Genomic DNA, 16,758 nt, shown 5'->3' on the forward strand with positions numbered 1-16,758 from the left:
ATGAGCTTATTTTTCGTAGTGTGATTTTTGGAGTGATTCTAATGAAAAAAGAGACGACTGATAACTCCAGTCGTCTCTGTGCCTAATAATAGAAATTTGTAATTTCTAGAAATCTGATTCACTACTAGTGAGCAAAGCCTGACGGACTCCTTTTTCAACAATATCAACCATACGCATAAATCCCAAGTCATTTGGATGAACGCCATCAAAAGTCCCCTCAGAATCGGTCCCGAAGAGATTAGAGCCTTTAATGTAAAATAGTTTTGAAAAACCATCACCACAGAGCTTGCGATAGGTGTGTGCAAACGCTTGCCACTTGTCGTCTTGGTCTTGCACCCAATCAGGTCGAAGCCATGCACGTGCGTTGGGGGCGTCTTCAATCATGACGATTGGAGTGTCTGGATGGGCTGCGCGTAGAATTCGCACAAACTCATAAGCTTGAGATTCCACCATTTTCGTATCCATATTTGGCAAAGAATCGACCACGAAAATACGAGCATCGATTTCGCTCATGAGATGAGCAACATCAAACTCCATCTTGGCTGACCCCGAGAAGCCGAGGTTAATTAGTGGCAGGTTAAGCTTTCGCGCAAGCACTTGCGGGCAGCCCAGTCCCGCGCGCGCTGCATAAGCTCCGTGTACAATGCTACTCCCGTAATAGACCATAGGCTTGTCAGTGCGCGGGGCGACCGGCTCAAAGCTTGAGCCCGCATCGATCCCAATCTCTAACTTAAGAATGGGATTACGTAACGGAAGGTAGAGTCGAAAACGACGCATGTCAGCAGGAAGTCCTTCATAAAGCATGGCTTCAGGATTTCTATCTTTAATCGAGAGCACTGGAGATGTGCCGGCCCAACGCCAAGTGGAATTCGCTGTGTCATAGGCATATAAATCAACGCCACTATAGCCACGCACACTGAAGTTTTCGCCCCCTAACTCGTCGGAGGCCAAACTCCAGCGAGTATGGATGCTCGACGAATCAGTATTGAAGTGAACGCACATACCTGTGGCAGAGTGACTGTGCTCCCAAACCAAGGGAGTCACTGTGTCCTTTGCTCGTGCTGGTAGGCGATCATAAGGCGCATCGGTATCCGACCATGCTTTGCCCTCAACGCCCCAGTCTGCTATGTTAAACCATTTTAACTCTTTATTGTTCATTTTTTAATTGTTTGATCGCTTTTGCGTTTATTGAGTCTAGATTAGCTTAATTGTGACGGTTGAGGCCTCGTTCTTGGCATTGACTGCTATATTACGAATCACTTGTTTGTCGCCATGTTGGACGGTGATTTTATAGTCACCAGAAAATCCGCGGAACTGTAATTGTCCACTCTCATCCGTTTCATCTTGGTGATGGGTCCTCCATTCGTTGTGAATTAGATCTTTTAGCGCATTGTAGGCCAGCTTGGGCATTAGGTCGCTGTTGAGCAATCCAGATAGTAGGTGATCTTGTCCCTTGACTGCTCCAACGTCGGTGAAATTCCACCAAGTTATGCCATCGACTGCTGGATGACTAAACCATAGCCGATAAAAATTGCGTGCAATCTCAGCCTGAACCGCTTGACCTTGTGGACTATTGTCAACGGCAGGCATCGTTATTTCACTCACGTGAATAGGCAAATTAAAACGCCCCATCGTGTCCAGTCCTTTGAATAGCATTTCAGGGCTCACGTAGGTGCCGTCTAATATTTTGGGCACACTAATATTTGAGAAGTGGAATTGCATGCCGACGCCACCTATAGGCGCTTGCGCGTCAACGAGTTTTTCGACCATCGTTGAATAGGTTTCCAAGCCTTCGTCGATCCAGATAGCAGTGACGTCGTTAATGTCAAATCGAGTTGAGGGAGGGAATGCTTCTGCGCCCCATTCGAATGATTGCCTTACATAGTCTTCGGGCATTGAGCAACTTTTTCCAGATGCAATGCGTTCTGGGGTGCGAAAGGCTTCGTTGACGGCATCCCAACGATGGATGCGATGTCCATAGCGTTTGCCTATTTCTAGAATACGCTCCCGGAAGAGTTGGGCATTCTCTTTGGCTTTGGCAGGATCACTGGATACCCAATCGGGGGCAGACCATGTGTATAAATCCCAAACTAGATAATGGCCATGCATGCGTAGGCCATGTTTCTCGCAGTAGGAGACGACTTTGTCTGGTGGAGGGCGTCGTAACACTGGGACGCTGTCTGCGTCGAAGCGTGGTTTGCCTCGCTCTAGTTCAAGTGTTTTCCAGTAGAAGGGGACTGTGGCCGCGTTGAAAAGCTCTAAGTATGCTTTTTCATAACGGGCATTTAGCTCGTCAGTTTCGAATTCATCTAATTTGAAAATATTGGCTCCGAAGTGAAAAACGGAGTTGGTTTGTAAGCACTCCACCTTGGCGCCTTGGAGTGGTTTGCCATCTGCATCTAGTACCAATATGGAAGATGAAGCCTTACGGTTCTTTTCGATTCCGGATTGAATCCGTTCTGATATTTCAGGGGCACTCCACATTGCATTATATTTTACTGTGCTGATTTCTTTCATATGAATTGAGTTGTTAATTAATTTTTTATTTAGGAATGTAGTGGTTTAGTTGTATGTCTTGTTTGTGTAAATCCCACGGCAATTGAACCTGTTCAATTGATGTTGACAGACTTCTAACAATACGTGGCTATGAGCTTGGAGTATATGTTTGAATATGGAATGTCGTAGCATATGAGTGAGGGAGAAATATCGACGCTACGTGAGGTTGCGGCACAGGCTGGTGTGAGTCGCGCGACTGCGAGTATGGCATTGCGGGGGGATGTTCGTATTGCAGTCGAAACGCGTAAACGAGTGAAGGCTGCGGCTGAGGTTGTGGGCTATCGGGCCGATCCCGTGCTGGCAGCCTTGAGTACACGTCGTTGGAATCGACGCAATGCGGCCAACCTAGCCGTGTGCGTGGATGATGAGTGGTTAACTAGGCAGTCGCGGCGTCGACCCTCATGGATGGAGGATTGCTTGGATGGCATGAAAGAGACCGCAACTCAGTATGGTTACACTTTAACAATTGTGAAGTGGCGAAGAGAATTAATGACTTGGAAAGATCCAGACCGCGTGTTGCAGGGACGGGGAGTCAGTGGGGTCTTGGTATTGCCGTTTAAGCGAGACGGGACGAAGCAGCTTTCGTTGCTTAATTGGGATTCGTATAGTGTGGTGGAGGTGGGCCGCGTGCTCTCGCCTTTTTCGTGGCATCGTGCGGGGACGGATGCGTTCGCTTCTATGAATTTGGTTTGTGAAAAAATGTTACAAATGCATATTTCCCGCGTCGGCTTGGTTCAGCCTTTACAGGCAGAGGAGCGTTTAAGGTTTGAGAGCTTGGGAGCGCTAGCCAAAGAGTGGTATTTGTCTTTAGATCGCAAAGGCTTGGCTATGGTGAATCCGTGTATGCCAGCCGTGCTGGATAAAGAGAGTTTTTTAGAGTGGTATTTTCAAGAGCACCCGCAAGTGATTGTGACGGCGACTTCCGGCGTGCTCACTTGGCTAAGTGAAGCTGAAGTCCGAGTGCCAGATGAGGTCGGTGTGGTGTTGTTGAATCGTGATTTTTCTCCGCACGTGAATGCCGCTGGAGTTTCACAGCATCTTGACGAGGTCGGTCGGGCTGCAATTGAGCTTATGCATGGGTTAGTGTTACGTGGACAACGCGGGAATGTTGAGCGGCGGCGTGAATTGCTGATTTATCCTGATTGGATAGACGGTGATACCTTAATCTAGCTGATTGTTCTCACGTTCGAATCAGAAATAGAGCATTTCATAGGACTGCTCTAATAGTTTCTGCTAGAATTGATGTGGTCCTCTAGAGTCATCAGCGTTTTGTTCCATGGGCCGGAGGAGGTGAGGTTATTCGAACCTTTTGTTCACCTAGACTTTTCTGGAATTATTCACCTTACCGATGTTGCTAATGCTGGGATCGCGAAATGTCATTGTAGTGACACTAATTACTGCCAAGCCCGCCCAGTGTTTTACGGTAGTTTCGTGGTGTTTGTCCGGTCAAATCTCTAAAGCGTCGATTAAAGTTTGAGAGGTTATTAAAGCCTGACGCATAAGCGATTTCGGCTACCGACTTTTCTGTACTCAAGAGGTTCGCGCATGCATTAGAAATGCGTAGTTCATTTAAGTGGTGTTGGAATTTTCGTCCAGTTAACTGCTGGAAGTAACGGCAAAATGACTGAGGAGACATATTGATCCACTGTGCGACTTCGGCTTGAGTGATCTGGGGTTCGTGAGAGACCTCTTCAAGCTTTTTAAGTACCAACCTAAGACGGGCATCGCTTAATTTTACGTCATTAACATGACTTGCCGGTTGTGCATTAATTTTATGCCCATTCTTATCTCTAGCGAGCATTTCAAGTAAATCTAGTAGTCGCGCCAAAGGCATGTCTCCTGATTTTCGATGTTCTATACGCTGTAATAAACCAGCGCAGGAATTACTTGTTTCTCCTGTATAGGCATATCCGCAAACGGCCTCTGTTAGTAATTGCTGGATGCGATTGTTCTCGGGGAGTTGCCAAAAATGATCACCCCATGAAGATGGTCGGAAGTGGAGCACTGTCCATTTCGCGCCATGTTGCTGATTTTTGTTCGAACCAAAAGCATGTGGCATGTTTGCCCCTAATAGAATTAATTGATTGGATTTGTAGGGGAACACTCCGTCTCCAGCATGTAGTATACCTTCTCCACGTTCGATCCAAACTAATTCGACTTCGTGATGGTAGTGCCAATGAGAATCGATTCGTTCCTTTTCGAAGGTGGAAACTTTGACTCCATGCTTACTGGCTGCGAGAAGTTCGATTTGAGGTTCGCTTATGAGCTTGGATACCATTTTTGATGTAGATTTATGGTTGAGGTTGTTAAGTCTGGAAATGTTGGTTTGTGTGACTTTTTCGAATCACATACGAATGTGATTTTTGGTTAAATTGTTAATTTATGATTCAGGTAGATCGTTCGTGACTCGCTGATGAGGTATGTGGATTTAGCATGGTGCTAGAGTGTCTGTGATTGATTGCTTTGAGTTTGTGCAGTGTTTTTTTAGGGCACTGGTCAGTGTGAATGCAATTTTCAGCTTCAATTTCAAGAGGTGAGGGGATTCAATGAAAGTGATAAGGTTGGGGGCGTGGATGATGTCATTTTTTTATAAATCACAGACGTATGTGATTTATGGGGTGTGCGTTGATCATTGCAAGTAAATTGTTGCACTAATCAGCTGCGGACAAAGAGGGCTTAACTCGCGTATCAACTGTCTTAAGGATGTCTCTGGAAGTTGATTACCGGTTGTCGATGATATGCATGGCTGAGCTACTTGCTTTTACGTGCTCAGGATCGTTTAGCGTCATTTTCGCGTATTGAAATTACACATTTTACTGTGGGGCCTGTCCTGTTGATTCTCCGATGATTAGTTTTGGGGGGACAACCACTCGTTTCTTTATTTTTGTTGTTTTGCAAATTCCTAATTGTTTAAGTAACATGCTTCCCACTGCTTCCATTAGTTTTTGTGGTTGGTGATCGACTGTTGTCAGCGTTGGGTTTAGGTGATCGGCAATTTCTAAATGATCGAATCCTGTAACTGAAAAACGCTGGGGGACTGAGAACCCATGGCTAATTAAATATTGAGCAGTGGCAAGTGCCACGCTGTCATTAATTGCAATCAGTGCCGTGGGTGCTTTAGGATCATTAATTACCATTTTGGCATAGAGTGCGCCCATTTCATATGATTGTGCGGGGCTCTCAAGTGGGGGGTATTGCTTGAGGTGGCGGGATGGGATGAGTCCATGACTCTTGAGTGCTTCAAAGAGTCCTGGCCAGCGCCACATGTTCTTTTTGTGGATGCCTAGCGTACCGAAATTTCGATGGCCTAGGCCGACTAAATGATTGATGAGTAATTTTATTCCGTGATTCCGGTTCATTTCAACCGTATGGTCGTGTTGTGACTCTATCGGATCTACATGTACACAGGGTAGTCCGGATAGGGCCTTTTCGACTTTATCAGGTGAGAGATACGATTGAACTAGTACGACGGCATCAACCCGGAGGCTGCGAAAGTCGGCAAGACCTCGTAATTCGGTTGCTCCCATTCGCTCGTTGTACATTAGTATGCCGCGTAAGCCATGTTCATGTAGGAAGTCGTTAAATGAAGCTAGTTTTTCTAGTAAGATGGAATTACGTAGCGTATTGACAGAGATGCCGACCATTCCTGTTTTCTTGCCTCGTAGTGCCCGTGCAAATGGATCGGGCTGGAAACTCATTTCTTGCGTGGCTGCGATGACTCGTTGGCGAGTGCTTTCCTTGACGGCGGGATGTCCGTTGAGTGCTCGTGAAACTGTCCAGTCGGATAGGCCTAAGTTTCGTGCTAGCTCCGATTGGGAGAATACTTTTTTCATTGGGTGTGATGATGCATTGCTGTGAGAGTTAGCCATTGGATGAGTTTTGTAATGGGCCTAGGTTATAATAAGAATTATTTATAGAGGTAATGCCTCTTTTAGGATGGGGAGATGTGATTTTTTATCAAGTGGGACAAATCTAGAAAAAGCAACGCTACAGAGCGGAGTTGAAGGCAGAACTAGGATAATCATGATTGCCGTAGCTGTGGTTTAAGGGGTCTGTAGTTTTTTTCTGTTGAGATAATAGCTGCTAGATGTGCTGAGTCTATGTTTGTTAATTAGGTATTATGAATATGTAAATAGAAGGGAGATTGTGTTGCCGAAATAGTATAGAGTAGGACTATGGTTAAATCATTTCTTAGTCTCTGTCCGCTGTGTCGAGTGCTATTTGTATTGTGGGTTTGTGGTGTTTTGTGCGTTAATGCAGAAACGCATGTTGAAAATTGGTCTTATCAAGGAGAACGCGGGACTCTTTCAATTGAACCACGTACAGGGCAATTAGTGCATTGGAAGGTTGGGGATAAGTTATTAATAGATTCAGTCGATTTGTCCAATCCACTGGAGTTTAGCCTGATGGATGGTAGACTAGGTATTTTTCGAGTTTCACGTACGGAAAGAGTTGGGGAGCGTCGCCTTCATGTTGAAGGTGCTATAAGTGTTTTCGGTCAGGACCCCGTGCCGATGTCGATTGAGTATTCTGTAAATTCGGGAGGGGATGAAATATCTATTTTTTTTGCTTACGGGGTAATCGAGGATTTACCGAGCACTTTATCATGGCAGCTTCCGCTGAATTTGAAACCGCGTAAGCGTATTTTTTATCTGAGTGATTACGCGTTGCCTTGGGAATCTCGCTATTTCTATCAATTTACGTATGAGCCTAGGCGCAACATCTCTAGTGTTCCTACTATCCCGGACCGGAATATTTGGCGTTATTTTGCATTGGATCAAATGGGTGAGAGTGGTTATCGACTCTGGAAATCCGAAAGTCATGACACCGCTCCCTTAATTATGCATGAGGGGCGTGTGGCGGCTCCCGTTGTGCAGGTATTTGACCATGAAGGTGGTCTTAGTGTGACCTATCCAGATTTAGTTCAGTCGCGTGGTGGTTCGATTCGAGTGGATGCTGCCATGGGCGGCGAAGTGCAGGTATCCTTTTTGTCGGATGAAATTATTCCAGCAGAACACGAGCTGCAAATGGGGCCATCTACCACTCAGAAACTAGTATTGAAAGGATATGCGTCCGAAGATGGTGTATTGATTGGGCGTGCAGAGTTGACCAGTCAATATCAGGACACTTTTTCAGAACAGCCTAGTATTGCTGATGTGTTAGGGGAATCGCCGTGGTTGCTGGATGCGCCACTTGCGGATAGCCAGTCAATCACCGCGGGCTATCCCTTTCCGCAGGGGAAACTTAAGGATGTTTCTAGGGTCGGAGTTCTTGTTGGCGGAGAGCCTGTTGCTATTCAAGCCAGCCCTCTCGCGTGGTGGCCGGATGGTTCATTGAAGTGGGTCTTATTGAGTTTTCCGTTTGACGCCTCGAAAGCTGTGGATGATTGCGAGCCACCGCGCATTAGTTTGCGCAATCAACAATATTTGCCGGTTTCCATCCAAGTGATGCAGCGGCCGCAGGAGGTGAGTAAAGTAAAGCATGGGACGTTCACTGCTGAGCTAAATAATGATGTCGTGCATGTGCGCAACGGAGACTTAGAATTAACTTTGGGGACTGGAGAAGATTGGTTGCGAGGTCTCAGTTGGCAAGGGGAGGCGCTTGTTGATGCGTCGCAGTCTGAGTCTAGAGCAGTCGCCTACAGTGATTTCGTCGTCGATACAGACGTTATTTTCCCTTTTTCCTCAACGCCGAAGGGAGCTACGATTGATCAAGGGGTACTGGTTGTGGAGCATATCGAGCTTGAGGAAGCGGGGCCATTGCGTGCTGTGGTGAAGCTAGAGGGCTTAACGACGAATCGTGAACCGATGAGAATAACTTTACGTTTCACTTTGATGGCTGGAGTGTCCGAAATTCAATTGTCGCATACTGCTTTGTTTCGCTTCAAGGATCCACGCAATACCTTTTTGACTGGTTTGGGTATCGATTTGCCATTGGCCTCAACGATGGTTCAGACGGAGGCTACAGAGCAGATCCAGCTCTTGCAGTTGGCAACTTATCATCGCGAAAAAAGAATAGATCATAGTGTTTTTTCGGAGCCCTCTGATCAGCCTGGATATTTGCAAATTCGTGGTAAAGAGAGTGGACTGGTCGCTTCGATTCGAAATTTTCGAGAGCAGGGGGCGAAGGCGCTTACATTGGATGTGGCCGATAATCGACTAAAAATCGAATTGTGGCCTGAGCTGGCACCACTGTTGGACATGCGTCGCTATTCGAACCTGAGCCATCGAGGGCAATTGGAATCGGCTCCAGCGACTAACGACGATTGGGTTCGCGGTGTCTTCTATGAGACCGATCCAGTTTATGGAATCGCTCGTAGCCATGATATTTTATTGGCCTTTGATACCGGCGAACAAGCGTGTGAGGATGTCATGTCGGCAGCAGGTATCGCTGCGGACTTTCAAAGCCCTCCGCTGCTGTATGCGGGCTGGCAGTATTATGGGGATGAGGCTCAAGTCGTCTTGCCGTCGGCTGCTCAGGAGGAGGCTCCACATTCTTGGCAAGCTTGGACGAATCTAGCGACCTTCTATCTGTTTCACCAGAAGTTACATGCGTGGTATAGTTTTTGGAACTATGGCGATGTTCGGCATCGCTTTGCCCACGGTTATGGATGGATGTATTCAGGCGATATTCTTGCATCGCTGCTAGATAAATCACGAGAAGACAATGCTGAGGTGCGCAATCATCGCAAGTTAGCCTATCGCTCCCCCAATGATTGGAATTACGATAATGGCGCGTATGGCTGGACTAATACCGAAGGTTTGCCGGGATTATTTTTGCATTACGAGTATCTGCGTCATGGAAACCGTGCCATGTACTTTGCTGCCGAGGCGATGGCACGCTATGCGCGTGATGTCATTATTCGGCATGAAGGTCGTTGGTTAGGGACGGGGACGCGTCATGGGGTGCAGCCTTGGAGTGACGGGAATCATCAGGAAAGGCAAACGGTGGCGACTGAATATCGACTCAATTATTTACTCAGTGGCGATCCACGTTCTCGGGATGTGATTGAGAATTTGTATCAGAATGTGTACACTCATGGAGTCGTTGATCGAGCTGAAGCCCACAGTGGGCGACTGAGTGGCTTGCTATTTCACTGGGAGCTGACCGGCGACCCCGCTGAAGCGGAAGTTCTGAAAAAATATGTGCATACTTTCTTGGGGGAAGATGGTATTTATAACGCACCATCGGTTAAATTTCCTGAAGCTGAAGTGATTGCTCCACCTGAGTATTTGAATCATGGTAGCATCTTTTTTCATACCTTTGGAGCGATGCACTCGCTGATCGAGTATCAAGCCATGACTCAAGATCCTGAATTGCACGAATCCTTAATTGCCTCTGCATATGATTTAATCCAAGCACCTTCTTTAGTTGAGGATCGTGAATTAGCTTATAGAGATTTTAGCTATGGGCTTTTGGCTTATGCGGCCAAGCATGCTGTTGACCCCGAACCTTATCGAGAGGTTTATCGAGCGTTTATGGAAGAATACGGTTGGGTTAAAGGGTATCAGTTCGTCACTGCAAATCCTGAACATTGGACCGGCGATACGCGAATGATTCGTGGATCCGTTTCCCATGGATTTTTCTGGGTGAATTGGGCACCATACTTTACTTGGGCTACAGGAAATAATGAGGTGTGGACTCCTAAAATTGAAAATGAAATTCAAAAGGTCGAAATGTCTGGCACCCGTGACAAGCCTGCGCGTCTGGAATGGCAAACGGATTACAATGATTATCCTGCAATTATTGAATTCATTTCATGGCAATGGCCTTGGTTGCATGAGGATGACTTTGATGACGCAGATGTGGAGTAGGTTATCTCCGCTGGGGGATAAATTATTTTAGACTGAATCAGTGGCTGTTAATGTAATATCACTGTTAGTCTAATAGGGGGGAGCTCATCTTTTTTAGAGACGAATCTCATTTGCAAAATAGTATTGTTATTATGCAAATGAGAGGAAGATGTTTCATTCAGACTATAGTATTATATACCTTATAAGTTTAGGCATTGAGTTTACAAATCTCAAAATTCCACTCCGTTTACTTGAACTTCAAAAGACTAGCGACAAAAAATGATACATACATATACTAAATATATCTTAACAGTTACCTCCTTTGCCTCAATTTTAGTGTGCTCGATGTCTGCGGATACAGTCACTCCTGATGATTGGTATGGCTATTATAGCTCAGACCGGATGACAGATATTACTGATGGTAATACTGGTTCTCCGACAGTGAATTACAATTCAGGTAATACGAATCGGCAGTCGACTGGTGCACTTTGGTCCTATTTTGACGATATTTCGATGGACGATGGTGTCACCGTGACGTTTACCACCGATATTACTATTAATTATTCCAATGCCACTCCCGAGGCTGGCGATACGGCTGACTTTGGCGTGACACGCTTCGGGCTGTATCAAAGCAATCCAAGCGCTAGCGCAACGACAACAAATATGGGGATTGATCGCGTCGTCTCGACGATGCCTGATGTTTCTCCTGAACTAAGTATTATAAACAATTGGGAAGGTGCGATGATTCAATCACATGATGGGCAAGCCTATCGTATGACGGGGGGAGATTATCTCTATTATACGACTACTGCGGACGCTTATTCTGGATATATTAGCTCGTTAGGAGGTGTTAATATAGGATTCATTTCTGACGTGGCTGTGAATTTAACCTATTCGATGACTCGAAGTGGTGACGATCTGACGATTGTAGGTAGTTATGGTGGTAATGTATTCTCTGGGACATACGAAGATTATTATGTCGGAGGCTATGGTGAAACGCTTGATGCTTTTGGTTTTTGGACCAGCAATACGGAGGACAATGATATTGATATCAATTCAGTCACCTTCAGTAATACCAGCATCAACGTTATTCCAGAGGCGAGCATTTTGAGCTACTTGGCTGTTATCGGCTTTGCTTTTATTGGGATGCGATTGAGAAGAGCTCCGCGTCAATAGTGCTTATTGCACTATACTATTATTTTGCTTAAAAGGGGAGCGGCTTATCGAGTCGCTCCCCCTTTTTTTGATACTCCTATTGCGATCATGCCAGAGCCGATTTCGTCGGTTTGTTTAACTACTTTAGCCTAGCTTTAATCGTGGATCCTGATGGCAGAAATCCAACTCATAGTTATTTGCTAACCGCTTTCTGTAGAATCTGAAGATCATTCGATCCATTTTTAACAAATTAATTGATATAGTGTTATCAATTTGAGTGAAGAGGCGTTTTGTGTCGATTACAAGTAGTTCAGTGTAAGTCGTTAATTTAGTATTAATGGTTTTACAATCTCGATGCAGACAAAAGTGAAGCTTTCTGATATCTTTAGTGATACTTTCAAAAATACTTTGCTGATAAATTATGAGTCAACGCGTTAAGCACAAAACTATAAGAGGATTTACCTTAATTGAATTGTTAGCAGTCATTGGTATTATTGCGATCATGGTCTCTATTTTGATCCCAGTCATTGGGGGAATTCGCGAATCTGCTCGCACCACCAAATGCGCCTCGAACATGCGGCAACTTGGCGTCGCCGCACTTATGTTTTCGCAAGAACATGACAATACGACCGTAGCGCTTTATTATAACTGGGCTTTAGAATTATGGCCTTATGTGTATCCCGACAGGGCAGATGAGCCTCTCAGTATCTCCGGGAATCCGATTGAGAAATTTGTGGGTACCATTTTCGAATGTCCCAGCATGTATTTTGATGGTGCCACTACAATGCGTAGCTATGGAGCGAATCGCAGATATGATTCGTCTTTAGCAGTCTACGGTACACTAGATTCTTGGCGGCCTGGTAGCCCGGTGAGGCGCTTTCATGCCTTAAGACTGGAGAATCCATCGAAGACTATCTTATTAGGTGAGACTTTTAACGGAAGTGATTTGACTCCAACATCAGCTATTGCTCGGCATCATGGTAAAATGCATGGAGTTTTTGTTGATGGTCATCTTGAGCTCATTGAGTTGACTGGGGAGATTGTGGAAGACCCTGCCAAGGGGATTTTTTGGAAGGGGAGTAGTCAATCGAATTAATATAGTAAATTAGATAGGGAAGCGATCGGAGAAGCCCCCCCATTTTTACTAGCTGGCTGTGGTGACGGTATGCCCGAAATTCTCATCATTTACCGTATTTCTTATGAAAAAGACAACTTTCTTATACTATGAATATGCATCCTTTTGACTGGGCTATCCTACTTGGATCGCTTTTTCTATTATCCTTTATTTGTTGGTGGTCATCTAGACTGACGAAAAGTGTCGCTGACTTCTTGGCCGCGAATCGTTTGGCGGGTCGCTATCTATTGGCCGTAGGGCAAGGCATGGCAGGTCTGGGGGCGATTACAATTGCAGCTAATTTTGAAAAGTTTTATCAGGCAGGTTTTGCGGCTACATGGTGGAATCAAATGTTGGTTCCAATTGGGCTGATTATCTCACTGTCTGGCTTCATTATTTACCGGTATCGTGAGACGCGAGCGATGACGATGGCGCAATTCTTCGAAATGCGCTATAGTAAGCGTTTCCGGATTTTTGCTGGACTGTTAACCTGGTTTTCAGGAATTCTTAATTACGGCATATTTCCATCTGTTAGCGCTCGGTTTCTGATTTACTTTACCGGACTGCCAGAAACCTTTCAGTTTGTTGGTATTAGTATCTCAACATTTGCATTTGTCATGGCGATCATGCTAACGATTGCTGTTTGTATGGCGGTGTTTGGGGGGCAAATCTCGATCATGGTTACAGACATGATTCAGGGGCAATTTGTTGTGATTGTCATGTTACTGGTGCTTGCCATTTTGTTTTATCATATGTCTTGGGGAGAAGTGGTTACTGGACTTCACCAAACACCTGAAGGACAATCTAAAATTAACCCATTTGATCAGTCCAACCTACCAGACTTTAACGTCTGGTTCTTCCTGATGATGGGGGCGTTGAATATATATGGGACGCGTGCATGGCAGGGCTCGCAGGGTTATAATGCTGCCGCAAGATCGCCACACGAAGCTCGCATGGCTGGCATTTTGGGTGATTTTCGTGGCATGATATCGGGCTTAGCCATCATGATGGTACCGATTTATGTATTTGCTTATATGCATTTACCACAGTTTTCCAACGAAGCAGCTTTGGTCGCCGATAACCTTGCTAAAATTGATAATGTGCAGATTCAAAAGCAAATGCTGGTGCCTATGGCATTAGGTGACATTCTTCCTGTTGGTGTGATGGGACTGTTTGCTGCGGTCGTTATTTTGTCAGCTGTGTCTACGGATAATACGTATTTGCACTCTTGGGGCAGTATTTTCATTCAGGATGTCGTCAATCCTTTTTTAAAGAAGCCGCTCTCGCCGCGAGCGCACATGCTGGCCTTGCGCCTTTCTATTATGAGTGTTGCGCTGTTTGCCTTTATTTGGGGACTTGTTTTTCCACTCCACGATTACATTTACATGTATTTCCAGATTACTGGGGCCATTTATCTCGGGGGTGCAGGTGCCGTCATCATTGGAGGTTTATACTGGAAAAGAGGTACGGCTGGTGGAGCTTGGGCAGCTATGATTTGCGGTTCAATTTTGGCTGTTTTGGGGATTGTTGTTCGAAACATTATTTGGCCTTACTGGTTGCCTGGGTGGAAAGAACAGTATGTTGATTTCGAATTACTACATCAGTTTCCGGATAAATTTCCGCTCAACGGTATGCAGATGTCATTCATCGCAGCGTGTGTGGCTGTAGTCGCCTATACCGTCTGCTCTTTGCTCTCAAAGCGAGAACCGGCAAACATGGATCGATTGCTACACCGTGGAAAGTATGCGATTGATGCAGATACCGTCAATGGTGCGACGCCGGCCCCTGTGGAGGCGCCACACATTCGTCGTACGATCCTACAACGACTCGGTATCGGTCCTGAATTCACTAAAGGTGACAAATTCATTTATTTCTTCAAGTTAACTTGGGCACTTTCATTTGTGTTTATATTTATTATTGGAACGACTGTTAATTTCTTTTGGCCCATACCTGACCCTATTTGGGAAAAGTGGTGGGCTGTTAAAACGGCTCTCGTTTTTACCGTTGGGTTAATTTTTGTTTTCTGGTTTCTATGGGGAGGATTTAGAGATCTATATAGAATGGCGGCGGACTTGCGCACTTTGGATCGGGATTATTCGGACGATGGCACCGTTGCCGCGAAAGATCATGTGCAACAGCAAGTAGACTGATCAACCGTAATTTTTTCATTAACACAGTCGATATTTAACTATGAGGTATTCTTCTCACTTTCTTTTATTTCTCTCGTTCTCTGTTTTGGTTGCATGTAGCCAGCAATTGCTTGGTATGAATGTAATACATGGTTACCCGGAAGGAGTGGATCGAGTGGACATTGTGCCTGGGGACTTAGTTGTTGATACGCCGACATTGGAGAATCTAGGTTTTCGTTGGTTTGTTGAAGGCGACCGAAATAGTAATGCTACCGTCGAGGTAGCTTACCGTCGTAAAGGTGAAGTTCAGTGGAGCCCAGGCTTGTCGATGCTGCGCATCAATCACGAAATTGCCGCTCGGCATCAAGGACGGGATTTTCGTACTGAAAATTTATTTGCTGGCAGCATCATGTTTCTTCAGCCCGACACTGATTATCAAGTTAAGTTTATCATGCATGATCCTGATGGTGGTGCTCCGGATGAGGCGAAAATTATTAATACTCGCACTCGCTCAGAACCTTTGGCCCGTAATAATGGAAATGTTATTCATGTTTATCCGGTTGAGCATCCTGATTATAAATTGGTGGGGTCAAAGCACATAGATATTCGTGAAGCTTTTGACACCGTGCAAGCAGGTGATCTCATATACTTGCACGAAGGTATCCACAGTAGCGGAGACCTGCCCATTATATTGAAGAATAGTGGAAGTCGTAGTCATCCCATAGTCATACGGGGAGCAGGTGCTGGTAAGTCAATCATCGAAGGCGAGGGATTAGAGACCGATATATTTCGTATTCCGGGAGCCTCTCATCTTATATTTGAAGATCTTACTTTGCGTACCGCCAATGCCGCAATCAGGACCAGTGTAGACGGTTTAGCTGATTCCAAAGGACCTGGTGCGTCATGGCTTACAGTGCGACGCTGTCATATCGAAAATGTTCGTATTGGTATTTGGACATATTCACAGAATTCGAAAAATTGGTATATTGCGGACAATATCATAACTGGGATTGATGAAGAATGGTATCCTAGGCCGCGTAGTGGATATATGGATGGATCCCATACGGGGATTAATGTCTATGGGCAGGGGCATGTTGTCTGCCATAACCGTATTAGTGGTTTCAGTGATTCGATCGCTATCGCTAATTATTATCCACCCTCGCTCGATATACATAAGCAGGCTTTGAATATTGATTTCTACAATAACGATGTTTCCTGTGCTACCGATGATACGATTGAAGCGGATTATGGCTGTCACAATATTCGTATTTACAATAATCTCTGCTACAACGCACACACTGGGATTAGTGTGCAACCCGCATATGGCGGCCCAGTCTACCTAATCAGAAATGAGATTTTTGGTATTAGCGAATTGTCCTTTAAGTGGAATATGGCCCCCTCTGGTGTTATTGCTTATCATAATACTTTGGTTTCAGCTGGGGTGGGCTTTCGCTCTCCGTTGTGGAGTAATAGCCATCTGAAAAACAATTTGATCTTAGCTGGTCAAGGTCGTGGAGCTTTGTATACGGGCGCACTGGATCCAAATACTAGTACCATGAATTACAATGGTTGGTTTGCTGATTCGTCTCTAACAGACTGGTTTCGTTGGCGCCAGAGCACGGCCGAAACCACGGCATATTCCTCGTTGGAAGCATTTCGTGATGCAACTGGCTATGAAACCGATGGAATCATGGTGGATTACGACGACTTTGTTGGTCTAACTTTTGTGGAGCCAGGTAGAAGCTATCTGCCTAGTGAATTTGATATACGCCTGAATTCTAATGCTAAGGCTGTCGATGTCGGTGCTAAGCTTTCGAATGTTAACGATAATTATACTGGATCTGCACCGGATTTAGGGGCCATCGAGTATGGCAGTCAACGTCCTCAATATGGCCCGAGAGAAAATTGATGCTCTGCCATTTATCTAGTCCTAAAAGATAGAATCATGCGCGCAATTTTTTATACAATCCAAGGTTCACAGAGGCTTAGCCTTTGGGGCGGTATCATAATA

10 protein-coding genes are annotated in these 16,758 nt (G+C 45.3%); 6 read left to right on the forward strand and 4 right to left on the reverse strand.

The window, feature by feature from the left end:
- Positions 1-105: 105 nt before the first annotated feature.
- Both QEH59_RS10155 and QEH59_RS10160 read right to left on the reverse strand, forming a co-directional pair.
- Positions 106-1,158 carry an SGNH/GDSL hydrolase family protein gene (locus QEH59_RS10155; protein ID WP_308985259.1) on the reverse strand — a complete coding sequence of 351 codons (1,053 nt, stop codon included), beginning with the start codon at positions 1,156-1,158 and terminating at the stop codon, positions 106-108.
- 36 nt (positions 1,159-1,194) lie between these two features.
- Entirely contained in the window at positions 1,195-2,517 is a 1,323-nt protein-coding gene (locus tag QEH59_RS10160) for an endo-1,4-beta-xylanase (protein ID WP_308985260.1), read from the reverse strand.
- Between the two features lie 171 nt (positions 2,518-2,688).
- Between QEH59_RS10160 and QEH59_RS10165 the strand changes: the two genes are divergently transcribed.
- Positions 2,689-3,726, forward strand: a complete 1,038-nt coding sequence (locus QEH59_RS10165; protein ID WP_308985261.1) for a LacI family DNA-binding transcriptional regulator — start codon at positions 2,689-2,691, stop codon at positions 3,724-3,726.
- Between the two features lie 220 nt (positions 3,727-3,946).
- Here the strand turns inward: QEH59_RS10165 and QEH59_RS10170 are convergent, their stop codons facing one another.
- Together QEH59_RS10170 and QEH59_RS10175 are read right to left on the reverse strand one after the other, a co-directional pair.
- Positions 3,947-4,834, reverse strand: coding sequence for a helix-turn-helix domain-containing protein (locus tag QEH59_RS10170; RefSeq protein WP_308985262.1), 888 nt, complete (start codon positions 4,832-4,834; stop codon positions 3,947-3,949).
- A gap of 535 nt (positions 4,835-5,369) precedes the next feature.
- A complete protein-coding gene (locus tag QEH59_RS10175) occupies positions 5,370-6,389 on the reverse strand; it encodes a LacI family DNA-binding transcriptional regulator (RefSeq protein ID WP_308985263.1) in 1,020 nt (339 codons plus the stop codon).
- A 342-nt stretch (positions 6,390-6,731) separates the two neighbouring features.
- Here QEH59_RS10175 and QEH59_RS10180 point away from each other — a divergent pair, with 342 nt between their 5' ends.
- From QEH59_RS10180 to QEH59_RS10200, 5 genes are all read left to right on the forward strand, one after another.
- Entirely contained in the window at positions 6,732-10,370 is a 3,639-nt protein-coding gene (locus QEH59_RS10180) for an exo-rhamnogalacturonan lyase family protein (RefSeq protein WP_308985264.1), read from the forward strand.
- A 258-nt stretch (positions 10,371-10,628) separates the two neighbouring features.
- Positions 10,629-11,525: a hypothetical protein gene (locus QEH59_RS10185; protein WP_308985265.1), complete on the forward strand. Its 897-nt coding sequence runs from the start codon at positions 10,629-10,631 to the stop codon at positions 11,523-11,525.
- Positions 11,526-11,925: 400 nt separating this feature from the next.
- Positions 11,926-12,600: a prepilin-type N-terminal cleavage/methylation domain-containing protein gene (locus tag QEH59_RS10190; RefSeq protein ID WP_308985266.1), complete on the forward strand. Its 675-nt coding sequence runs from the start codon at positions 11,926-11,928 to the stop codon at positions 12,598-12,600.
- A 128-nt stretch (positions 12,601-12,728) separates the two neighbouring features.
- Positions 12,729-14,768 (forward strand): sodium:solute symporter family protein, encoded by a 2,040-nt coding sequence (locus QEH59_RS10195; RefSeq protein WP_308985267.1) that lies wholly within the window; start codon positions 12,729-12,731, stop codon positions 14,766-14,768.
- A 115-nt stretch (positions 14,769-14,883) separates the two neighbouring features.
- The gene (locus QEH59_RS10200) at positions 14,884-16,656 is read left to right on the forward strand and encodes a chondroitinase-B domain-containing protein (protein ID WP_308985268.1); all 1,773 of its coding nucleotides are present in this window, start codon (positions 14,884-14,886) and stop codon (positions 16,654-16,656) included.
- The last annotated feature ends 102 nt before the right edge of the window (positions 16,657-16,758 follow it).

Source organism: Thalassobacterium sedimentorum (assembly GCF_031127905.1).
GTDB classification, from domain to species: Bacteria; Verrucomicrobiota; Verrucomicrobiia; order Opitutales; family Coraliomargaritaceae; genus Thalassobacterium; species Thalassobacterium sedimentorum.

What these genes read in the sequence shown, in the direction of transcription:
- QEH59_RS10155 (WP_308985259.1), bottom strand. Translation starts at nt 1,158, where the DNA reads ATGAACAATAAAGAGTTAAAATGGTTTAACATAGCAGACTGGGGCGTT.
- QEH59_RS10160 (WP_308985260.1), bottom strand. Translation starts at nt 2,517, where the DNA reads ATGAAAGAAATCAGCACAGTAAAATATAATGCAATGTGGAGTGCCCCT.
- QEH59_RS10165 (WP_308985261.1), top strand. Translation starts at nt 2,689, where the DNA reads ATGAGTGAGGGAGAAATATCGACGCTACGTGAGGTTGCGGCACAGGCT.
- QEH59_RS10170 (WP_308985262.1), bottom strand. Translation starts at nt 4,834, where the DNA reads ATGGTATCCAAGCTCATAAGCGAACCTCAAATCGAACTTCTCGCAGCC.
- QEH59_RS10175 (WP_308985263.1), bottom strand. Translation starts at nt 6,389, where the DNA reads ATGAAAAAAGTATTCTCCCAATCGGAGCTAGCACGAAACTTAGGCCTA.
- QEH59_RS10180 (WP_308985264.1), top strand. Translation starts at nt 6,732, where the DNA reads ATGGTTAAATCATTTCTTAGTCTCTGTCCGCTGTGTCGAGTGCTATTT.
- QEH59_RS10185 (WP_308985265.1), top strand. Translation starts at nt 10,629, where the DNA reads ATGATACATACATATACTAAATATATCTTAACAGTTACCTCCTTTGCC.
- QEH59_RS10190 (WP_308985266.1), top strand. Translation starts at nt 11,926, where the DNA reads ATGAGTCAACGCGTTAAGCACAAAACTATAAGAGGATTTACCTTAATT.
- QEH59_RS10195 (WP_308985267.1), top strand. Translation starts at nt 12,729, where the DNA reads ATGAATATGCATCCTTTTGACTGGGCTATCCTACTTGGATCGCTTTTT.
- QEH59_RS10200 (WP_308985268.1), top strand. Translation starts at nt 14,884, where the DNA reads ATGAATGTAATACATGGTTACCCGGAAGGAGTGGATCGAGTGGACATT.